This is a genomic window from Streptomyces graminofaciens (assembly GCF_030294945.1).
GTDB classification, from domain to species: domain Bacteria; phylum Actinomycetota; class Actinomycetes; order Streptomycetales; family Streptomycetaceae; genus Streptomyces; species Streptomyces graminofaciens.
Genome location: NZ_AP018448.1, coordinates 3,492,547 through 3,513,100, shown reverse-complemented (window position 1 = coordinate 3,513,100; position 20,554 = coordinate 3,492,547). Strand labels below are relative to the sequence as shown.

At 68.8% G+C, this 20,554-nt stretch carries 19 protein-coding genes; 16 read left to right on the top strand and 3 right to left on the bottom strand.

Going from position 1 to position 20,554, the window contains the following annotated elements; genetic code table 11:
• The first annotated feature begins 456 nt into the window (after nt 1-456).
• The 10 genes from SGFS_RS15100 to SGFS_RS15055 all read left to right on the top strand — a co-directional run bounded on the left by SGFS_RS15100 (nt 457) and on the right by SGFS_RS15055 (nt 10,676).
• Nucleotides 457-1,185, top strand: coding sequence for a LuxR C-terminal-related transcriptional regulator (locus tag SGFS_RS15100; protein ID WP_286250650.1), 729 nt, complete (start codon nt 457-459; stop codon nt 1,183-1,185).
• A gap of 206 nt (nt 1,186-1,391) precedes the next feature.
• Nucleotides 1,392-2,912 (top strand): class I adenylate-forming enzyme family protein, encoded by a 1,521-nt coding sequence (locus tag SGFS_RS15095; RefSeq protein WP_286250648.1) that lies wholly within the window; start codon nt 1,392-1,394, stop codon nt 2,910-2,912.
• A gap of 350 nt (nt 2,913-3,262) precedes the next feature.
• Nucleotides 3,263-4,078: a phytanoyl-CoA dioxygenase family protein gene (locus tag SGFS_RS15090; RefSeq protein ID WP_286250647.1), complete on the top strand. Its 816-nt coding sequence runs from the start codon at nt 3,263-3,265 to the stop codon at nt 4,076-4,078.
• Between the two features lie 31 nt (nt 4,079-4,109).
• On the top strand, nt 4,110-4,817 hold the full coding sequence (locus tag SGFS_RS15085) for an aspartate/glutamate racemase family protein (RefSeq protein ID WP_286250644.1): 708 nt from the start codon (nt 4,110-4,112) through the stop codon (nt 4,815-4,817).
• Between the two features lie 29 nt (nt 4,818-4,846).
• Nucleotides 4,847-5,929: an acyl-CoA dehydrogenase family protein gene (locus tag SGFS_RS15080; RefSeq protein WP_286250642.1), complete on the top strand. Its 1,083-nt coding sequence runs from the start codon at nt 4,847-4,849 to the stop codon at nt 5,927-5,929.
• Complete coding sequence (locus SGFS_RS15075; protein ID WP_286250641.1) at nt 5,926-6,717, top strand: class I SAM-dependent methyltransferase; 792 nt, start codon at nt 5,926-5,928, stop codon at nt 6,715-6,717. Before SGFS_RS15080 ends, SGFS_RS15075 begins: the two co-directional genes overlap by 4 nt.
• Nucleotides 6,714-7,898, top strand: coding sequence for a class I SAM-dependent methyltransferase (locus tag SGFS_RS15070; protein WP_286250639.1), 1,185 nt, complete (start codon nt 6,714-6,716; stop codon nt 7,896-7,898). Before SGFS_RS15075 ends, SGFS_RS15070 begins: the two co-directional genes overlap by 4 nt.
• A gap of 54 nt (nt 7,899-7,952) precedes the next feature.
• Nucleotides 7,953-9,167 carry a DapH/DapD/GlmU-related protein gene (locus SGFS_RS15065; protein WP_286250638.1) on the top strand — a complete coding sequence of 405 codons (1,215 nt, stop codon included), beginning with the start codon at nt 7,953-7,955 and terminating at the stop codon, nt 9,165-9,167.
• 319 nt (nt 9,168-9,486) lie between these two features.
• On the top strand, nt 9,487-10,401 hold the full coding sequence (locus tag SGFS_RS15060; protein ID WP_286250637.1) for a HipA family kinase: 915 nt from the start codon (nt 9,487-9,489) through the stop codon (nt 10,399-10,401).
• A complete protein-coding gene (locus SGFS_RS15055; protein WP_286250635.1) occupies nt 10,398-10,676 on the top strand; it encodes an Rdx family protein in 279 nt (92 codons plus the stop codon). Before SGFS_RS15060 ends, SGFS_RS15055 begins: the two co-directional genes overlap by 4 nt.
• A gap of 10 nt (nt 10,677-10,686) precedes the next feature.
• Here the strand turns inward: SGFS_RS15055 and aceB are convergent, their stop codons facing one another.
• A complete protein-coding gene (gene aceB, locus SGFS_RS15050; RefSeq protein ID WP_286250634.1) occupies nt 10,687-12,312 on the bottom strand; it encodes a malate synthase A in 1,626 nt (541 codons plus the stop codon).
• Nucleotides 12,313-12,498: 186 nt separating this feature from the next.
• The gene (locus SGFS_RS15045) at nt 12,499-13,182 is read right to left on the bottom strand and encodes a nucleotidyltransferase family protein (RefSeq protein WP_286250633.1); all 684 of its coding nucleotides are present in this window, start codon (nt 13,180-13,182) and stop codon (nt 12,499-12,501) included.
• A gap of 214 nt (nt 13,183-13,396) precedes the next feature.
• Here SGFS_RS15045 and SGFS_RS15040 point away from each other — a divergent pair, with 214 nt between their 5' ends.
• Nucleotides 13,397-13,711, top strand: a complete 315-nt coding sequence (locus SGFS_RS15040; RefSeq protein WP_286250632.1) for a DUF5955 family protein — start codon at nt 13,397-13,399, stop codon at nt 13,709-13,711.
• 189 nt (nt 13,712-13,900) lie between these two features.
• On the opposite strand, the gene SGFS_RS15035 is transcribed toward SGFS_RS15040, so the two are convergent.
• Nucleotides 13,901-14,704 carry an IclR family transcriptional regulator gene (locus SGFS_RS15035; protein ID WP_286250631.1) on the bottom strand — a complete coding sequence of 268 codons (804 nt, stop codon included), beginning with the start codon at nt 14,702-14,704 and terminating at the stop codon, nt 13,901-13,903.
• Nucleotides 14,705-15,075: 371 nt separating this feature from the next.
• On the opposite strand from SGFS_RS15035, the gene allB reads away from it, so the two are divergent.
• The 5 genes from allB to SGFS_RS15010 all read left to right on the top strand — a co-directional run bounded on the left by allB (nt 15,076) and on the right by SGFS_RS15010 (nt 20,531).
• Nucleotides 15,076-16,359, top strand: a complete 1,284-nt coding sequence (gene allB / locus SGFS_RS15030; RefSeq protein ID WP_434028197.1) for an allantoinase AllB — start codon at nt 15,076-15,078, stop codon at nt 16,357-16,359.
• Nucleotides 16,360-16,415: 56 nt separating this feature from the next.
• Nucleotides 16,416-17,531, top strand: a complete 1,116-nt coding sequence (alc, locus tag SGFS_RS15025; protein ID WP_286250629.1) for an allantoicase — start codon at nt 16,416-16,418, stop codon at nt 17,529-17,531.
• A 217-nt stretch (nt 17,532-17,748) separates the two neighbouring features.
• Entirely contained in the window at nt 17,749-18,369 is a 621-nt protein-coding gene (locus SGFS_RS15020; protein ID WP_286250628.1) for a dihydrofolate reductase family protein, read from the top strand.
• 204 nt (nt 18,370-18,573) lie between these two features.
• On the top strand, nt 18,574-19,572 hold the full coding sequence (locus tag SGFS_RS15015; protein WP_286250626.1) for a fumarylacetoacetate hydrolase family protein: 999 nt from the start codon (nt 18,574-18,576) through the stop codon (nt 19,570-19,572).
• Nucleotides 19,569-20,531, top strand: a complete 963-nt coding sequence (locus SGFS_RS15010) for a cyclase family protein (RefSeq protein WP_286250624.1) — start codon at nt 19,569-19,571, stop codon at nt 20,529-20,531. Before SGFS_RS15015 ends, SGFS_RS15010 begins: the two co-directional genes overlap by 4 nt.
• Nucleotides 20,532-20,554 lie beyond the last annotated feature (23 nt).

The following is a 20,554-nucleotide window of genomic DNA, read 5'->3' as shown; positions in this document are numbered from 1 at the left end:
GGGCAGTGGTGCGAGGGCACCCCGGGCGCGCAAGGAGGTCTAGACGTGTCCCGTGTCCCGCTCAATATCCGTGCTTCTTTCCTTTGTGGCGCTGTGCCTCGGCGGTCGCGCACTTCGCGGTTGCCGAGGCGGGCCGGAGTTCATCCCGGCCGGTGTGCCGGCTCCCCCTTTCCGGCCGGGAAGGCGGTGCAGGTAAATATATGCGCTCGACGGTGGCATGCCGACCTTTTGGCGCATTGCTTACCTGGTGGTTCCGCGTGCGTCGGTTATTCCAGCCGCCGTCGCGGTGGCTGAAAATGTTCGATCCGAAGGCGGACTCTGGGGCGGGAGCGACCTCGCTCTCTCGCATCGAGTCCACGGGGTGAGTCGACGGAGTTTGGAAAAGTTCGATTTCGTGCTGGGTTGGCGTTTTCGGAAATCTTCTGTCGGTATCACCTCGGAGGAAGGGGCGCAGGTGTGATCAGGTCGGTTGAGCCGGTGGCTGCGCGTGATCAACATCAAGTCATCAGCATCGTCCTCGTCGATGACGAGGATCTGGTCCGTAGCGGTCTGAAGCAGGTGCTGCTGCGGGGGGCCGGGTTCTCCGTCGTCGCGGAGACGAGGGTCGGCCGGGGTGTGCTGTCGAGCGTGGGCAGGCTTGCTCCGGATGTGCTGGTGCTCGGAGTCGGCAGTCATGGCGAGGTCGCGGCGCTGGAACTCGTGGCGCGGCTCTCCGAGGCCCCGCCGCGCGTCCGGCCGAAGGTGCTCATGCTCGCCGACCAGCAAGTCATCGATCGGAACATGACGCGGGCCATTCAGCTGGGCGTCAGTGGTCTCCTGCTGCGCGGCGTCTCCGCGGAGGAACTGCTCTACGCGGTACGGCAGGTGTCGCGCGGCCACAGTGTCCTGCAGCCCCTGCTGACGAGTCGGCTTTTCGCGGGTGTGCGCAACTTCGTCCCGCACGGTTCGCCGGAGTGGCGCGGGGATCTGCACGAGGTCCTCGTCGGTCTCAGCCCCCGTGAGCGGGACGTGCTGGCCGGTATCACACGCGGAATGTCCAACCAGGAGATAGCCGAGGACTTTCAGCTCGCCGTGGCCACGGTCAAATCCCATGTATCCAGCATTCTCAACAAGATGGGTGCGCGAGACCGACTCCAGGCAGCTCTCATGTGCCTCCAGTTCAGTCTTTTCCACGGCGACCGTTGAGGGTCCACCCGTATTTGTTTCGCTCGAAAATCCTGATTTCGACAAGCGAATAAATCCGTGCGCCTCGGAATGCCGACCGGATGATCAATGAATCACTATCAGGTCCACCGGAATCGTGCTGCCATCGAGCAGTCCGGTATGGCATCGACGGGTGAGGGTGTCCGTGCAAGCATGCGATATCCGTTCAAGCAGAGAGGAACCGGAGCTTGATTTCAAGTGAAGCCTGGGAATTCGATGACGAGGCTCGGGTGGATTCTTTGATCGTTTCCGCATGCAACCGCTTCGGTGCGGAACCGGCCATTCTCGGCGGCGACGCGGAGATGTCATACCGACAGCTCCTCTCCAGCTCGCAGGAAATCGCCTCGAGGCTGAAGTCGACGGGCGTGGGCCCCGGCGACGCGGTCGCATTGGTCGTTGCCAACCGCCCTGGCGACATCGCCACGCAGTTGGGTGTATGGCTTGCCGGAGGCACGGTTGTCCCGCTCAATCACACGCTTCCCCCGAATGCGGTCCGGCGTGTGCTGCGCCGCTCGGGAGCCCGCTGGGTCGTGTCATGTGAAGATACGTTCCTTCTCGATGGGTACCAGCAGCGATCGCCACATACGAAGCGCTGGGCCGAGGGAATTCACGCCGTCGTGCCGGACGTCGACGACGAGCCCGTATCGGTCAGACGGGACACGGCTTTGGTGGCTTTCTCGTCGGGTTCGACCGGCGAGCCCAAGGCCATCGAGCTGTCGCACGCGGCTTTCGCCAACAAGCTCCTGGCCATCCAGTCGGTGCTTCGTTTCGAGGCGGGGCAGCGCGCGCTGCAAGTGCTCCAGTTGAACTTCACCTTCGGGCAGTGGACGTCCTTGCTGACGCTCCTGACGGGCGGTGTTCTCGAGCTGATGCCCTCCTTCAGCCCGCGGCGGACACATGCGCGTCTGGGCCGGGGAGATGTCGACCGTGTCGCCGTGGTTCCCACCATGCTCCGCATGCTGTTGCGCATGCGTGAGTCCGACCCGGTCGCCGCCGCGACGGGGCGGGTCGGCGTGGGACCGAAGCTGTGGATCGCCGGGGGCGAGCCTCTCTCGGCAGGCTTGGGACGCAAGGTCCGGCAGCACTACCCCGGCTCGTCCATCACCGATGTCTACGGGCTGAGTGAGACATCGACCTCCGATCTGATCCTTCGGGCGGAGGATTACCAAGACGGAGCCGGTACCATCGGCACACCGTGCCCGGGTGTCGTATGCCGCATCGATGCGGCGCCCGGCGAAGCCGGGGAGATACAGATCAAAACCCCGTTTCTGATGTCCGGTTATCTCGGATTCGACGACGCCACGCACCGTGCCGTTCCGGACGGTTGGTTTCGCACGGGGGACATCGGCAGGATTCGGTCGGACGGCCGCGTGGAACTCGTCGGCCGCGCGAAGAGCATGATCTCCCGCGGCGCGGTCAAGGTCTCGCCCCTGGAGATCGAAGCCGCATATGCCGGAAACGCGGCCTGGACCGACTGCCTGGCGGTCGGTGTTCCGGACGACGTACTGGGAGAGAAGATCCACCTCCTCATCGCCCGGACCGGCGCCTCGGTCGATGCCGAAGAGCTGCGCCAATGGGCCAAGGACCACCTCGAGCCGGGGAAAATCCCCGATGCGTTCCACCTCGTCGACGAGATTCCCCAGGGGGAGACGGGCAAGGTCGATCGAAGGGCCGCCGCCATCCTCGCGACACAAATGAGTCGGACGTGACGCCGGTCGGCGTGTCCTGGCATACCGACGGCGAGAGAGCTCCCGAAAAACCTGAGGCGATGAGGTGCGAAAACAGGAAAACCGGCACGGGGAAGGTGTGAGAACCGGAAATTCTGAAACATGCTCTCTTCGTGTCGGCCAGATGTCGGCGCGCCGCCCCATGAATGCTCTCGACGTCCATGTCGAACCCCTTGGCCCGTGAACGGTTCGGCCCGCGGCGGACTCGGCTTCGCGGCCGGTCACCAGCGCCCCCGGACGCATGACAGCGGTCCTCGCCACGCCGGTTCGGCACCGACGTGCCGAGTGAATCATCCTCAGCATTCCCTCTCCGAAAGGCAGACCCACCAGCCATGACTTTGGCCGCCACCCAGGTTCGGTTTTTCGAGACCTTCGGCTTCCTCCACCTGCCAGGTCTGATGGCGAACGAGATCGAACGGATCACAGCGGCATTCGAGTCCGTGTGGGAGCGGGCTGGCCGTCAGCGGACCCCGGGAAAGCGGGCCTGCCTGGTTCCCTTCGTCGACCGTGACGCATACCTGAGCGCTCTCCTCGACGATCCGCGCATCAACACCATCCCCAGCCAGCTACTGGGCCCCGACTTCAACTACTGCTCGTCGGACGGAAACTTCTACACCGGGAACACGGCGTACCACTCGAACCCCTTCTCCGGCGGGCTGTCGGCGCTGAAGGTCGCGTTCTACCTCGACCCCGTCGGCCCCGACTCGGGGTGCCTGAGGGTCTTCCCGGGCAGCCACAGGTTCGACGACAGCTACGCCAAGCTGCTCAGCGGCAGCATCGGTTCCTCGGCGGAGGCATGGGGGCAGGAGCAGTCCGACCTGCCCGCGATCTCGATCTCGAGTCAGCCCGGCGACGTGGTCGTGTTCACCCACGGCATCAAGCACGGCTCGTTCGGAGGCGGGGAGGGCCGGCGGCTGTTCGTCATGAACTTCACCGAGCACTGTCCGCAGGAGCTGCTGCCCGCCCTGCGCGACCATGTCGGCGCCATGGCCCGCTTCTGGAACGACAACTACTACGGCGAGGCCATGCTTGCCACGGCGGGTCCCGAGCGGATGGTCCACCTCCAGCAGATCCTCGACAACCAGGACCACCTGCCGGAACTCGTCGCCCAGGCCCGTCGGGAGATGGACGGACCTGCACAGGGATGACCCGCTCCCCAGGGCGACGAAAGGTGACCGTATGACGGAGCGTGATCTCCCCACGCGAAAGATCGGGCTCATCGGCGGAATGAGCTGGCCCTCGACCATCACGTACTACCGCGAGCTCAACCGCAGGCTGGCCGCGAAGCTGGGCGGATCCCATTCCGCCCATGTCATCATCTGGTCCGCCGACTACCACTTCGTGGAACAGGCACAGCTCAGCGGCGACTGGCCTGCGGCGGGCCGCCTGCTCGGAGAGGCGGCCGAGGCTCTGGAGGCGGCCGGTGCCGACTTCCTGGCCGTGGCCTGCAACACGATGCATGCCGTCGCGGACGAGATACCGCGACACTCTTCCTTACCTCTCGTCAGCCTCATCGACGCGACCGTCGACGCACTGGACGGACGCACCCGGGTCGCCCTGCTGGGAACGAGCACCACCACGCGTATGCCCGCGTTCGCGAATGCCTTCGCGAGGGCGGGGATCGAAGTGGTCGATCTCGGCGAGCAGGCACAACGGGAGCTTGACAGGATCATCTATTCGGAACTGTGCCTCGGGCACGTCGTATCGGACTCGGCCCTACAGCTGCGGAAGCTCGGCCAGGCCGCGGTGGACCGTGGAGCCGAGGCGGTGATCCTCGCGTGCACTGAGCTGAACCTGCTCATCGACGCCACCGAGCCGACGCGGGTCCCCTGGCTCGACACCACCGTGGCCCACATCGACGCGATCGCTGACGCCGCCCTGCGGTGAGCAAGGAGAGGAGGACAACAGTGCTGACCATGACGGGCACTGACCAAGAGATCGCCGGTCTGCCTGCCTCACTGCGAGCCGAGCTCCGCGCGCTCGGGGAGAGCGACGAGGACCGGCTGCCCGCCGGACTCGTCACCAAGCTCCGGCGAAGCGGTCTGACCGGCCGGGTCATGAGCGCGGAGTACGGAGGATCCGACGAGTCCCTGCCGGACTTCACCCGCACCCTGAGAGCCGTTGCCGAGTTGAACGGCTCCGCGGCCTGGCTGGTCATGGTCTGGGCCCAGGGAAATCTCATCCTGCCGCGACTCAGCCCATGGGCCCGTGACCGGATCCTCGCCGATCCCGATGTCCCCTTGATCGCGGCGACCTCGGCCGGCAAGGGAAGCGTGCGCGAGCAGAACGGCGTGTTGCGGGTCGACGGCCGGTGGAACTACGTCAGCGGCGTCTGCCACGCACAGTGGGTCCTGGTCCACTGCGAACACGAGGAGTCGCAGCGGACCGTCGGTGTCGTCCTGCCCGCCGACGCCGTCGCCATCGACCGGACGTGGCAGGTCATGGGGCTGGCCGCCACAGGGAGCCACTCCGCCGTCGTGGACGGCGTGAGCGTGCGCCCGGAGCAGCTGTACCCGCTCGACACGTTCGACGAGACCGCTGTGCTGACCCGGCACGACCGCCTCCCGCACCGCATGGCGTACGCCCTCCACATGGCCGCTGTGTGTGCCGGCCTGGCGCGTGGCGCCCTGCGGGACGTGGCCGAGATCCTCCAGGGTTCTCCGCCGGACCATCGCACGGTCGAGCTCGGAGATCTCGCCGGCCGGCTGACGATGGCCGAAGCCGCGCTCGAACGTGCGAGTGCCCAGGTGTGGAACGAGACGGCCGAGGGCAGCTGGAGCGAAGCCGAGATCTCGGGTCTCGCCCGCGCGATCTGCCGCATGGCGGCATCGGTGACTCAAGGAGCGTTCGGCCTGGCCGGCTCACGAGCCAACTTCACTACCGTCCCGGTCCAACGCCGACTCCGCGACGTCCTCGCGGCAAGCTCCCACGCCAACGTCGGAGCCCAGCGCGCCTCGGCTCTGGGAGAGCTTCTGACCGGACGGGGCGGCCTCGTATGACGACGTCGGACAACACGCCTGACGCACCGGGAGCGACCTCGGCCGGCACCAGCCTCTGGGAACACGACTGGCGTCACACCGAGGGCGCCCGCTCGATCGACCTCCGTTATCTCCAGCGCGATCCCCACACCACCCAGCGGCCGTACTTCGCTCCCGTCCTGCGGCTCGCCGCCGGCCACAAGCGCTTCGACGAGAAGCTGCGTCTGCTCGACGTGGGCTGCGCCAACGGCGCTTTCGCCCGCTACGTCCTCGAACGGAGACCCCGGTGGGACGTCAGCGGGATCGATGTCCTGCCCGAACTCGTCGACGCGGCTTCGGCCGCTCTGCCCCAGGCGAGCTTCTCCGTCGCCAGTATCTGTGAACCGCGCTCTCTTCCGTCGCTCCAGGCCGACATCGTCACGGCTCTGACGGTCCCGAGCCATTTCGACACCCTGGACGTGTGGCTTCCGCATCTGCTGCGAATGGTCGCCGCCGACGGCATGGCGATTCTCTACGGTCCCATGAACCCGTCGCCGGTCGACCTGGTCTGTCGCCTGCGCCATGCCGAGGGGGACGGGGAATGGCTGCCGGGCTGGAATGTGCTGTCGCAGCAGACCTATGACTCCTTTCTGACCGGACGGGCCCGCTCCTGGGACTTTCACTACCCCTCCGTGGCCGACATGGGATATCCCACGGGAGATCCGGCCGACGACCTGTCCAGCAGGCTCGTGTCGGCGCAGGACGGCCCACGACTGGGCAACGCGTCCGGACTCACCTACCGCATGGCCTTCTTGGAGATTCATGTATGAACGCGGTCACCGCGTCGACAAGCGCGCCCTATGAACTGGTCAGTCCTTCCAACGGCGAGCCCCTGCGGCCCGCCGCCAGGAATCTGCTGACCGACGGGGAGCGACTGTGGCCCCACTTCGACAACTGTCACTACCTCCGTGTGGGCAGGGAGGCTCTGATCGAGGAGGTCGTGTCCCTCATCCAGAACGGCAGACGTGAGCAGGCGCTGGCCCTCCTGCTGTGCGACCGCCGAAGCGCGGACATCCCTGAACTCGACCCGCGCGACGCGTATGAGGCGGTGCGGGCGAAACTCTCATTCCACAAGACCGTCGAGCTTCTGGACTACGGAGGACTGGGCTGGTACTTCGAGCACCGCTGGATCATCCCCACCTATCTCAGTGGTCTCTCCCTGCTTCACTGGCACGCCCCACGGAACCGGCGGATTCTCGAAATCGGCGCCGGCCTCGGGCACCTGACCGCCCATTGGGAACAGATGGGCGGTGCCGAATCCATCTGCTCCGACGTCGTCTTCTCCCACCTGTGGTTGTCCCAACGGTATCTGCGCCCCGGACGCACCTCGGTGTGCTTCGACGCGAACGGTCCCTTCCCGTTCTCCTCCGGGGCGGTGGACACCGTCCTGGGGCACGACTGCCTGCACTACCTGTCCGACATCCCGGGCGCGATCTCGGAGATGCGACGTGTCACGTCGTCAGGCAGGCTCCTTGTCGGCCATCTGCACAACGCGGACGTTGAGAATCTCTCTCCCGGCGGCCCCCTCACTCTCAGCGAGTACGAACGACTGCTGGAGCCGAGCACCGTCTACGACGACGCCGAGATGACTCGCGCGTGGGTGGGACAACGCCCGCCTCGGCCGCTCCCGGCCACAGCGGAATTTCCTGTCCAGGCGTTCGCCTTCGTCACCGGCGAGCCCACGGCCGACCCGGTCGGCATCCTTCCGGACCCGGAGCCGTCCCGACTCGGCGAGATCACCGTGAACCCTCTGCTGGGGGAGACCTCACCGGCGTGGCCGTCGGCGAAGTTCGTCAAGGAGTACGTCCGGCCCTTCCCCTATCTCGAAGGTCTTCGGCGTCCGAGCGAGGCGGAACTCTCCCGCGTTCGGCAGGGGGCGGCGGACGTCGAAGCGCTGCGGAAAGGGCTGGCAGTGGGCGCCCTGATTCGCCCTCCGGCCGACTGGTACTGAGATGTGGACTCGAAGCCGAACCGGTACAGCACCGCGCGATCAGGAGGCACTCGCATGAGACATTGGCCGGTGGACAGGCCGGGGGTCGACCCCAGCGTCCGAATTCACTGTGAAGAGCTGAAGCTGGCGCCGGACGTGATCATCGGTGCGGGGACCGTCCTTGTCGGTGACCGGATAGAGATCGCGGAAGGAACGGTGATCGGACCCGGCTGTGATGTGCGGGCCTCGCAGGTCCGGATCGGACCCGGGAGCGAATTCGACCGGGATGTGCGCGTACTGGTCGCCGAACGGTTCGAGGTCGGCGCCGCGGCTCGGATGGCCCGAGGCGCGCGTATAACCTGCCGGTCGTTCACCGCGGGAAATCTCCTCTACTTCGGTGACGAATCGGTGGTCGGCTACGGCGGTACGACGACGTCCACCGCACATGTCTCCGTCGGATCGCGCGTCACCATCGGACAGCACTCGATTCTGAACGCCAATCTTCCGATCACCATCGGCGACAACGTCGGAACAGGTTCCTATCTGTCCATCTGGACCCACGGATATCACTTCGGGCACGGCCCCCTGGACGGCTTCGAGACCGCCTACGCACCGGTGACCGTCGAGGACAACGTCTGGCTCGGCTTCCAGATCACGATTCTCCCCGGCGTCTCCGTAGGACGGAACACCATGGTCGCCGCCGGTGCGGTCGTCTCACGGTCTCTGCCGGAGAACGTGATGGCGGCGGGCGTGCCGGCGAAGGTGAAGAAGACCATCGCCGCCAGGCAGCTCACCCCGGGCGACGCGGTGAAAGCCTTGACCGCGGTGGTGGACAAGTGGGCCGAAGAGCTGCGCTGGAAGGGACACCAGGTCTCCCACCGCGGCGAGGACGGAATCTGGACGGCCAGGCTGAGCCCGGCGGGCACCGCCTCGTCGGAAGAGCTGAGCGTGAGCGTGCGGAGCCGGCACCAGCCCGCGCCTGCCATGGGCGGTGCGTCGCACCATGCCGTGATCTTCGTGGACGGGCTGCCGGACGGCTTCGAGCGTGACCATCCGGACGTCAGCTACTTCGATGTGCGGGGCGGTGGCATGGGCGGCCCCCGGACCGGACTGTCGGAGGACCTCCGCAACGAGCTGCGCCGTCATGCCATGCCCTGCGGGGAGAGGCACACGTTCACGTCCATCAAGCCGGAGCCCTTCGGCCGCCTCTCGCGGGTCGGCATCACGGGCGAGTTGTCCGACGGCGCACGGAGGGAAGCGGGGGCCGACGTCGTCGACGGCGCGCACTGACCGCAAATCCGCACCGCCGCTGGACCGATCACGATCCTGGTCGCAGCCGCCGTGTCCGAGCACGGCGAGGCCTTTCGACCGTGGCCCGATGGCTCGGGCATTCCTCCTCAGCGATCACCCTCGGTTACTATGCTCACTTCATGCCCGGAGGCAAGGGGTGGACGGCCATTGACGGATCGCTGGGGAGGCAGGGAGATCCGCATGCCGGTCCGAACTCCCCAGATTCTCCCCAGGGGTGTTGACGGGCAGTTCCCCCTAATCGGACACCTCCGAGGTGAGCCATGGATTGCAAGGTCAATGAAGTGGGTGGCCTGAGAAAATGCTGAGGGAAGTCACCGCAACCCGCTATATCGAGCCCCTGCGGGCAGGCGGCTCCGTCCCCGGGATCGTCGAGGCCGACGACCTGGGCACCTACGTCGTGAAGTTCACGGCCTCCGCGCAGGGCCGCAAGGCGCTGGTCGCCGAGGTGATCGTGGGGGAGCTGGCCCGCGCGCTCGGGCTGAGGTTCCCCGAGCTGGTCCTCGCGCACTTCGACCCGGCGATCGCCGACCACGAGCCCCACCAGGAGGTGCGCGAGCTGCACGGGGCGAGCACGGGTCTCAACCTCGGCATGGACTATCTGCCGGGGGCCGCGGACTTCACCCCCGAGGCCGCCAAGACGTTCCGTGTGGATTCGCTGGAGGCGGGCCGGATCGTCTGGCTGGACGCCCTGACCGTGAACGTGGACCGCACGGTCCACAGCTCCAACCTCATGATCTGGCCGACCTTCGGGACCGTCCCCCCGCGCCTCTGGCTCATCGACCACGGCGCCGCCCTCGTCTTCCACCACCGCTGGGACGCCTCCGACCCGGCCAAGGCCTACGACTTCCGTCACCACGCCCTCGGGCACTACGCCCCCGACGTACGGGCGGCCGACGCCGAGCTGGCGCCGAGGGTCACCGAGGAGCTGCTGCGGAAGATCGTGGCCGAGGTCCCGGACGCCTGGCTGACCATGGAGGACGGGTTCGCCTCGCCCGACGAGGTCCGGGCCGCGTACGTGGACTACCTCCACACGCGGGTACGGGCCTCCGCGGCCTGGCTCCCCACCGACTTCCCCACCCGGGAGGAACTCGCCGCCGAGGAGGCCCTGCGCGCGGCGAAGACACGGCGAGACCGGCCGAACTGGCTGAAGCGGGTCCCCGACCTGCACGGCAAACCGGCGGCGGAACAGGATTGGTCGGTGCATCTCGGATGAGCCAAGCAGTGGAGATCGAGTACTGCACGCAGTGCCGCTGGCTGCCCAGGGCGGCCTGGCTGGCGCAGGAACTGCTCACCACGTTCGAGGAGGAACTGACCGAGCTGTCCCTCAAGCCCGGCAAGGGCGGCGTCTTCGTCGTCCGAGTCAACGACGAGGTGGTGTGGGACCGCCGCGAGCAGGGCTTCCCGGAGCCCACGGCAGTGAAGCAGGCCGTACGCGACCGAGTGGCCCCGGGGAAGTCCCTGGGCCACTCGGACAAGCCTGCTTCGTGAAGAGCCGGGTTCAGCCCTTGAGCTGCTCGTACGCCGGCAGGGTCAGGAAGTCCGCGTAGTCCTCGTCGAGGGCGACCTCGAGCAGCAGGTCGTGGGCCTGCTGCCAGTGACCGGCGGCGAACGCCTCCTCGCCCAGCTCCGCGCGGATGTTCGCCAGCTCCTCGGCGGCGACCTTGCGGGCCAGCTCCGGCGTCGCCTTCTCGCCGTTCTCGAACTCGACGCCCGCGTTGATCCACTGCCAGATCTGGGAGCGGGAGATCTCGGCGGTGGCCGCGTCCTCCATGAGGTTGAAGATGGCGACCGCGCCGAGGCCGCGCAGCCAGGCCTCGATGTAACGGATGCCGACCTGGACGGCGTTGACGAGACCGGGATACGTCGGCTTGGCGTCCAGCGAGTCGACGGCGATCAGGTCACCGGCGGCGACGGACACGTCCTCGCGGAGGCGGTCCTTCTGGTTCGGCTTGTCGCCGAGGACGGCGTCGAAGGAGGCCATGGCGATCGGGACCAGGTCGGGGTGGGCGACCCAGGAGCCGTCGAAGCCGTCGTTCGCCTCGCGGTCCTTGTCGGCCTTGACCTTCTCGAACGCGACCTTGTTGACCTCCTCGTCACGGCGCGACGGGATGAACGCCGCCATGCCGCCGATCGCGTGCGCGCCGCGCTTGTGGCAGGTGCGGACGAGGAGTTCGGTGTACGCCCGCATGAACGGGGCCGTCATCGTGACCGCGTTGCGGTCCGGGAGCACGAACTTCTCCCCGCCGTCACGGAAGTTCTTCACGATGGAGAAGAGGTAGTCCCAGCGGCCCGCGTTCAGCCCCGAGGCGTGGTCGCGGAGTTCGTAGAGGATCTCCTCCATCTCGTACGCGGCCGTGATCGTCTCGATCAGGACGGTCGCGCGGACGGTGCCCTGCGGGATGCCGACATAGTCCTGCGCGAAGACGAAGACCTCGTTCCAGAGGCGGGCCTCCAGGTGCGACTCCGTCTTCGGGAGGTAGAAGTACGGGCCCTTGCCGAGGTCGAGCAGCCGCTGGGCGTTGTGGAAGAAGTACAGGCCGAAGTCGACGAGCGCGCCGGGCACCGGGGTGCCGTCGGCGTCGACGAGGTGGCGCTCGCTCAGGTGCCAGCCGCGCGGGCGCATGACGACCGTCGCCAGCTCCTCGTTCGGCCGCAGGGCGTACGACTTGCCGGTCCGCGCGTCGGTGAAGTCGATGTTCCGGGTGTAGGCGTCGGCCATGTTCACCTGGCCGATGACGACGTTCTCCCAGGTCGGCGCCGAGGCGTCCTCGAAGTCCGCGAGCCAGATCCTCGCGCCCGAGTTGAGGGCGTTGATCGTCATCTTGCGGTCGGTGGGGCCGGTGATCTCGACGCGCCGGTCGTTCAGGGCGTCCGGAGAAGGGGCGACCTTCCAGGAGTCGTCCGCGCGGATCGCGGCGGTCTCCGGGAGGAAGTCGAGCGTGGAGGTGCGGGCGATCTCCGCACGGCGCTCGGCACGGCGGGCGAGGAGCTCGTCACGCCGGGGCGTGAACCGCCGGTGCAGCTCGGCCACGAAGGCGAGGGCCGCCTCGGTGAGGACCTCCTCCTGCCGGGGCAGGGGCTCGGCGTCGACGATGGCCAGCGGGGACGGCGCTGGTGCGGACATGAGCTGTCACTTCCTTCGGCGGGCGTGGCACCGGGTGCCAGTCGACCTGGATACGGCTGTGGCGCCCGCAAGTCGGTCAGGCGCTTCTGAACAGTGGATACTAGTTTCCTCATCGTGGAAGTTCAATATTTTGTTGATGTCGAGATTCTCAGGGGCGAGGCGGTGTGGCGCCGAGTGCCGTCCCGCTCACTCCAGGTGGCCCAGATCGGCCTCCGTGTCGATGTCGTACGCCCGCGCCACATCCCCGCACTCGACCAGCACCACCTCGTCCTCGCGGGCCTTCAGATAGCCCCGCGCCCCCCGGTCGCCCACGGCGGCCTCGGTGATCCCGGCCCAGTGGTCGGCGCCGAACAGCACGGGGTGGCCCCGCTCGCCGTCGTACGCGGCTGCCGCGAGCGACGCGCCCGACCTGTACGCGGCGAGGACCCTGGCCACGGCCTCCGGCCCGATCCCCGGCTGGTCGACGAGCGAGACCAGCGCGGCCCCGGCGCCCGTCCCGGCCAGCGAGGTGAGCCCGGCCCGCAGCGACGAGCCCATGCCCTCCTCCCACTCAGGGTTGTCCACCAGGACGCAGCCGGACAGCTCGGCCCGCGCGCGTACGGCCGCCGCGTCGGCCCCCAGGACCACATGCACCCGCGTGCAGCCGCCCGCCCGCAGCACCGCGACCGCGTGCTCGACCAGGGGGCGCCCCCGGTGGGACAGCAGTGCCTTGGGGCGCCCGCCGAGGCGCCGGCCGCCACCGGCGGCGAGCAGCAGCCCGACGACGGTGCCGGTGCCGGGCTCGGTGTCGTGCCGGTCGTCCGGCTCGGCGTCCGCGTCCTTGTCCGGACCGCTGTCCCGGCTGCGGTCCCGGCCGTTGTTCTCGGTCATGTCCCTTGCATACCCGACCCGGCGCGGGCGCGCCCGCGAACCTCGGTGGGCCGTGTGAAGTCGAGGACTGAATTTCGGTCCCCGTAGTGGCGTTCGCCATGCGGATTGGCTTTACTGGCCCGCGCACCCCGGCGCCCGACCGGCGCCACGGGGTGGTCGACCGTACGACCACGTGCGGCGGCGGGCGGCGCACGAAGGCGTGCGAGGGGGAGCTGTGTTGCGGAGCTTGGGGCAGAGGCCAGTGACCGGCATTGACGAGGACCCGAGAGTGACGGAGCTGCGCTCCGCCGTGTCCCGGTTGCGCCGTGAACTCGCCGCCCATCCGGCGGAGTTCCCGGACCGAGGCATCGCCGAGGACGAGCTGGCGGCGCTGGCCGCGATGGCCGTCAGTGGTATCCCGGAGATACCCCGTCTGCGTCGCTCCCTGCTGCTGATCGCGGGCTCCATCGGCTCGGTCAGCGCCCTGGCGCGGGGCCTGGCGGAGGTCCGCACCGCGGTGGAGCTGTTCGGGGAGCCGCCGCGTCGGTGAGGGCCGGGTGCGTTCGCGGGTGCGGGTGTGTCGTGGTTGCGCGCGCAGCCCCTGCTGCTCAGGGACGCAGGGGCCGTTGCTTTCGGGGACTGGAACTGCGGGACCAGCCCCCACCCCCCTACCCGCGGACAACGAACCGGCCCGGGGGTCCGGGCGCGGAGCCCCCGGGATGGGATCCCCGGACTGGCGTCAGCCCGTGGTTCCCGAGCTCGCCAGCGCCTCCGACAGTTCCACCGCCACCTGCTGAAGCACCGGCACGATCTTCTCCGTGGCCGCCTCCGTGACGCGTCCCGCCGGCCCGGAGATCGAGATCGCCGCGGCGGTGGGGGAGCCGGGCACGGACACCGCGAGACACCGGACGCCGATCTCCTGCTCGTTGTCGTCGACCGCGTAGCCGAGCCGACGGACGTCGTCGAGCGCGGCCAGGAAGCCTTCCGGCGTGGTGATCGTCTTCTCCGTGGCGGCCGGCATACCCGTACGGGCCAGCAGCGCGCGCACCTCCTCGGCCGGGAAACCCGCGAGCAGGGCCTTGCCGACGCCCGTCGAGTGCGGCAGCACCCGGCGTCCCACCTCGGTGAACATCCGCATCGAGTGCTTGGACGGCACCTGAGCGACGTAAACGATCTCGTCGCCGTCGAGCAGCGCCATGTTCGCCGTCTCGCCGGTCTCCTCGACCAGGCGTGCGAGATAGGGGCGGGCCCAGGTGCCGAGCAGCCGGGACGCCGACTCGCCGAGCCGGATCAGGCGCGGGCCGAGCGCGTATCGCCGATTGGTCTGCTGGCGTACGTAACCGCAGACCACCAGCGTGCGCATCAGGCGGTGGATCGTGGGCAGCGGCAGCCCGCTGCTCGCGGAGAGCTCGCTGAGGCCGACCTCGCCGCCGGCGTCCGCCATCCGCTCCAGCAGATCGAAGGCGCGCTCGAGGGACTGGACACCACCGCCGGACGAGGGCGACTTGGCGGAGTCGGTGGTGCTGGCGCTGGACGTCGGCACGGGCGCGGTCCTTTCGGCATCAGGATCAAGGGGTGCGGCCCGTAGGGGCTCGGTCGGGGCGGCGGCGGGTGACGGGCGGGCAAGGTCGCAGCCTACCGGGCAGTTCGTTGACTACCTGCTTGTGTGTCACTACGTTCTGCGCAGTGGAATTTTAATTCCACCTTGTGAAAACATCCAGAGTGGAGGTGAGGGGGCGCAGAGTGGAGAGGGCGCCCTTGACTGCGCTGGGGCCGGAGTGAAGACTCCTTCAACAGAACGTTGAATTCCGTTACGCGGAAGTTAACGGCGGTACGGAGAGAGGGGTTCGGGTGTCCGACGTAGAAGACGTGGAACTGGTGCTGCGCTCGACGCGCGTCATCACGCCCGAGGGGATGCGCGCCGCGTCCGTCGCGGTGACCGACGGCATGATCACGGCCGTACTGCCGTACGACGCCGCCCTCCCGGGAGGCGCCCGGTTGGAGGACTTCGGCGACGACGTCCTGCTGCCCGGCCTCGTCGACACTCATGTGCACGTCAACGACCCCGGCCGCACCCACTGGGAGGGCTTCTGGACCGCCACGCGCGCGGCGGCGGCCGGCGGCATCACCACCCTCGTCGACATGCCCCTGAACTCCCTCCCGCCGACCACGACGGTCGACCACCTCCGTACGAAGCGGGACGTGGCCGCCGACAAGGCCCACATAGACGTCGGCTTCTGGGGCGGCGCCCTGCCCGACAACGTCAAGGACCTGCGGCCGCTGCACGACGCCGGGGTCTTCGGCTTCAAGGCGTTCCTGTCGCCGTCGGGCGTGGACGAGTTCCCGCACCTCGACCAGGACGGGCTCGCCGGCTCCCTGGCCGAGATCGCGGACTTCGGCGGACTGCTCATCGTGCACGCCGAGGACCCGCACCACCTCGACGCGGCCCCGCAGCAGGGCGGCCCCAAGTACGCCGACTTCCTGGCCTCCCGCCCGCGCGACGCCGAGGACACGGCGATCGCCGGCCTGATCGCCCAGGCGAAGCGACTGAACGCGCGCGTGCACGTCCTGCACCTGTCGTCGAGCGACGCGCTGCCCCTGATCGCCGCGGCCAAGGCCGAGGGCGTACGGATCACGGTCGAGACCTGCCCGCACTACCTCACCCTCACCGCGGAGGAAGTGCCCGACGGGGCCAGCGAGTTCAAGTGCTGCCCGCCCATCCGTGAGTCCGCCAACCAGGACCTCCTCTGGCAGGCCCTGGCGGACGGCACGATCGACTGCGTGGTCACCGACCACTCCCCGTCCACGGCCGACCTGAAGACGGACGACTTCGCCACCGCCTGGGGCGGCATCTCGGGCCTCCAGCTGAGCCTCGCCGCGGTCTGGACGGAGGCCCGCAGGCGCGGCCACGGCCTGGAGGACGTCGTCCGCTGGATGTCGTCGCGCACGGCCGACCTCGTGGGTCTGGACCGGAAGGGCGCCATCGAGGCGGGCCGCGACGCCGACTTCGCCGTCCTCGCCCCCGACGAGACCTTCACCGTCGACCCGGCCGCCCTCCAGCACCGCAACCGGGTGACGGCGTACGCCGGCAAGACCCTGTACGGCGTCGTCCGCTCCACCTGGCTCCGCGGCCAACGCATCGTCGCCGACGGCGAGTTCACCGAACCGAAGGGACGACTCCTCACCCGTACCACCTAGGGCCCCAGCCCCCGCACCCGCAGCGGCCGAACAACCGAAAGGCAGACCTGATCATCGTGACGGCGATCGTGAACTTCACCGGCGACGCAAACCCGTACGGCGGCGGTGACCCGTACGTGGACTACCGCACCGCCGACTTCCCCTTCACCCGGTACGCCGACCTCGCCGACCGCCGGCTCGGCGCCGGTGTCATCGCCGCCAACGACGAGTTCTTCGCCCAGCGAGAGAACCTGCTGCTGCCCGAGCGTGCCGAGTTCGACCCCGAGCACTTCGGCCACAAGGGCAAGATCATGGACGGCTGGGAGACGCGCCGCCGCCGTGGCGCCTCGGCCGAGCACCCGTGGCCGACGGCCGAGGACCACGACTGGGCGCTGGTCCGCCTCGGCGCGCCCGGTGTGATCCGCGGCATCGTCGTCGACACGGCCCACTTCCGCGGCAACTACCCGCAGGCCGTGTCCGTCGAGGCCACGTCGGTGCCCGGCTCCCCCTCCCCGGAGGAACTGCTCGCCGACGACGTCAAGTGGACGACGCTCGTCCCGCGCACCCCGGTCGGCGGCCACGCGGCGAACGGCTTCGCGGTCTCCGTCGAACAGCGCTTCACCCACCTCCGCGTCAACCAGCACCCCGACGGCGGCATCGCCCGTCTCAGGGTCCACGGCGAGGTCGTCCCCGACCCCGAGTGGCTCGCGGCCCTCGGCACCTTCGACGTGGTGGCCCTGGAGAACGGCGGCCAGGCCGAGGACGCCTCCAACCTCTTCTACTCACCCGCCACGAACACCATCCAGCCCGGCCGGGCCCGGGTGATGCACGAGTGCTGGGAGACCCGCCGGCGCCGTGACCAGGGCAACGACTGGATCCGCTACCGCCTGGCCGCCCAGTCCGAGATCCGGGCCCTGGAGATCGACACGGCGTATCTGAAGGGCAACGCGGCGGGCTGGGCCACGGTCTCGGTGAAAGACGGCGAGGACGGCGACTGGACGGAGATCCTCCCGCGCACCCGCCTCCAGCCCGACACCAACCACCGCTTCGTCCTGCCGGCCCCCGTGGTCGCCACCCACGCCCGCATCGACATCTACCCCGACGGCGGCATCTCCCGCCTCCGCCTCCACGGCACGTTGACGGAGGAGGGCCGGACGCGCCTGTCGGCCCGCCACCAGGAACTGGGCGCCTGAGGGCACCGGCACTCCCCGCGCCCCGCCCTTTGTCCTTCAGGGGCGCGGGGAACCGCGCGACCAGCCCCCACTCACCCGCAGCCGCGTACGAGGGCGGAGCGCCCCGGAACCTTCTGCGCACGGACCGAACCTTCTGCGCACGGACCGATGAGTTGCAGGCTTCCGCAGGGTCTGACCTGATGACAACAGACCCCGCACCAGGAAGCAGGCGATTCCCATGGGCAAGCTCGTCTCGACCGTCTTCGTCACTCTCGACGGCGTCTACCAGGCCCCCGGCGGCCCCCAGGAGGACACCCGTGGCGGCTTCGAACACGGCGGCTGGAGCTTCTGGTACGCCGACGACGACTTCGGCCGGTTCGTCGACGAGTCCTTCAGCCGGGTCGGCGCGTTCCTCCTCGGCCGCCGGACCTACGACATCTTCGCCTCGTACTGGCCGAAGGTGACCGACCCCGCCAACCTGATCGCCGGCAAGCTGAACGCCCTGCCGAAGTACGTCGCCTCGTCGACGCTCACCGATCCCGCCTGGCCAGGCACCACCGTCATCGGCGGCGATCTCGCCAAGGAGGTCACCGCCCTCAAGGAGCGCACCGACGGCGAACTCCAGGTGCACGGCAGCGGCGCCCTCGTCGGCTCCCTGCTGGCACTCGACCTCGTCGACACCCTCCACCTGCTGACCTTCCCGGTGGTGCTCGGCTCCGGCCACCGCCTCTTCACGGAGGGCGCCGTACCGACGGCCTTCCGGCACGCGGGCGGCCGTATCACCGGCAAGGGCGTCTCCATCCAGACGTACGAGCTGGCCGGACGCCCCAAGTACGGCAGCTTCGAACTGCCCGAGTGAAGATCTCTGCCGGATGAGAAGTGGGTTGGCGGTGGCGAGAGATCCGCACACATGCCGCAGGTAGGCGGCAGTGGGCGTAGATGCCGAGCCTGCGCAGCCGAGGCATCATATTTGTGCGGCAGATGATCAACATAAAAAGAATCGATTTCCCAGATCGAGCGGGGCGCGCCAGATTAGTCGCACCGCAATCTGGAGGAAACGCCCGTGCAATCCGCTGCCCCTTCCGCACCCTTCGCCGGCCCCTTTGCCATCGGTACCCTCTCGGCCACTGACCAGGAACTTTTCCCCGGTCTTGTGGTCCCCGAGGGGCGCGTGCTGGACCTTCGCACAGCGCTCGGGGAGCCCGCACTGACGACCCGGGGGCTCTTCGAGCGCTGGGACGAGGAGCTGCCTCGCCTGCGGGCCCTGGCGGCGGACGTGACCGGTGACGCCTGGCAGCCGCTCGACGGTCTGCGGGTACATGCCCCCGTCGCGCCCCGCCAGGTCTTCCAGTCCGGCGCCAACTACCGGCAGCACGTGATCGATCTGGAGGTCGCCCACCGCTCGCCCGACGACCCCCGTACGGTCGAGGAGGCGCGGGCGGAGATCGCCGCGGTCATGGACCGCCGGGCGGCCGAGGACCTGCCGTACGTCTTCATCGGTCTGCCGAGCGCGATCACCGGTCCGTACGACGATGTGGTGCTCCCGGCCTGGGCCGAACAGCCGGACTGGGAACTGGAGTTGGCGGCCGTGATCTCCCGGCCCGCGTACCGGGTGTCCGTGGCGGAGGCGCTGGAGTACGTCGCCGGGTACACGATCGCCAACGACCTCACCGACCGGGCCACCGTCTTCCGCCGGGACATGAAGGCCATCGGCACGGACTGGCTGCGCAGCAAGAACGCGCCGGGGTTCACCCCGCTCGGCCCGTGGATCGTGCCCGCCGAGTCGATCGCCGACCCCGGCGACCTGCGGGTCACGCTGAAGCTGAACGGCCGGACCATGCAGGACGAGTCCACCGAGGACATGCTCTTCGGCATCGCCCGGCTCGTGTCGTACGCCTCGCAGACCGCCCGACTCCTGCCCGGTGACCTGGTGCTGACCGGTTCCCCGGCCGGCAATGGCATGCACTGGGGACGGCTGCTGCGCGACGGCGACGTCATGGACGGCTCGATCACCGGGCTGGGCGCCCAGCGCACCCGCTGTGTCGCGGAGGGGGCCTCGTGATCCCGGACCGGCACGACCCCGAGGGTGCCATTGCCGAAGCCGCCAAGGCGTACTCGAACTGGGGGCGCTGGGGGGAGGACGATGTGCTCGGCACCCTCAACTTCCTCGACGAGGCCAAGCGCCGCGAGGGAGCCGCACTCGTCCGGCGGGGTGTCAGCTTCTCGCTCTCGCAGTCCTTCGACATGGACGGCCCGCAGAAGGGCTGGCGGCGCCGGACCAACCCGGTGCACACCATGCTGGACACCGGAACGGACGCGGCCCTCGGCAACCAGGGATTCCCGCACGGCATCGGCGGCGCCGACGACGTGATCGCGATGCCGTTGCAGTGCTCGACCCAGTGGGACGGCCTCGGGCACATCTTCGACCACGGCAAGGCCTGGAACGGGCGGCGGGCCGAGAAGGTCGTCACCTCCGACGGCGACCTCGTCACCGGCATCGAGCACATGGCACCGCACGTCGCCGGACGCGGGGTGCTGCTGGACGTGGGCCGGGTGGTCGGCACGGACGGGGAGCTGCCCGACGGGTTCGCCGTCACCGAGGAGCACCTGACCGCCACCGCCGAGGCCCACGGGGTGAGCGTCGGCCGCGGCGACATCGTCGTCGTACGGACCGGACGGCTGGCGCGCGCCCGCCGCGACGGCTGGGGCGACTACGCGGGCGGAGACTCGCCCGGGCTGTCGTTCACCACGGCAGGCTGGCTGCACCGCACCGAGATCGCGGCGATCGCCACCGACACCTGGGGCTTCGAGGTACGGCCCAACGAGTTCGACGGAGCCTTCCAGCCGCTCCACCAGGTCGCCATCCCCAACATGGGTCTGCTCATCGGCGAGATGTGGGACCCCGACGCGCTCGCGGACGACTGCGCGCACGACGGCGTGTACGAGTACTGGCTCACCGCCGCGCCTCTTCCCATCACCGGAGCCGTGGGCTCACCGGTCAACCCGATCGCCGTCAAGTGAGCGGCGTAACAAGGGAGTTCCCC

Coding starts and splice junctions, on each gene's coding strand:
- SGFS_RS15090 (WP_286250647.1), top strand. CDS start 3,263: ATGACTTTGGCCGCCACCCAGGTTCGGTTTTTCGAGACCTTCGGCTTC.
- SGFS_RS15085 (WP_286250644.1), top strand. CDS start 4,110: ATGACGGAGCGTGATCTCCCCACGCGAAAGATCGGGCTCATCGGCGGA.
- SGFS_RS15080 (WP_286250642.1), top strand. CDS start 4,847: ATGACGGGCACTGACCAAGAGATCGCCGGTCTGCCTGCCTCACTGCGA.
- SGFS_RS15075 (WP_286250641.1), top strand. CDS start 5,926: ATGACGACGTCGGACAACACGCCTGACGCACCGGGAGCGACCTCGGCC.
- SGFS_RS15070 (WP_286250639.1), top strand. CDS start 6,714: ATGAACGCGGTCACCGCGTCGACAAGCGCGCCCTATGAACTGGTCAGT.
- SGFS_RS15065 (WP_286250638.1), top strand. CDS start 7,953: ATGAGACATTGGCCGGTGGACAGGCCGGGGGTCGACCCCAGCGTCCGA.
- SGFS_RS15060 (WP_286250637.1), top strand. CDS start 9,487: ATGCTGAGGGAAGTCACCGCAACCCGCTATATCGAGCCCCTGCGGGCA.
- SGFS_RS15055 (WP_286250635.1), top strand. CDS start 10,398: ATGAGCCAAGCAGTGGAGATCGAGTACTGCACGCAGTGCCGCTGGCTG.
- aceB (WP_286250634.1), bottom strand. CDS start 12,312: ATGTCCGCACCAGCGCCGTCCCCGCTGGCCATCGTCGACGCCGAGCCC.
- SGFS_RS15045 (WP_286250633.1), bottom strand. CDS start 13,182: ATGACCGAGAACAACGGCCGGGACCGCAGCCGGGACAGCGGTCCGGAC.
- allB (WP_434028197.1), top strand. CDS start 15,076: ATGCGCGCCGCGTCCGTCGCGGTGACCGACGGCATGATCACGGCCGTA.
- SGFS_RS15020 (WP_286250628.1), top strand. CDS start 17,749: ATGGGCAAGCTCGTCTCGACCGTCTTCGTCACTCTCGACGGCGTCTAC.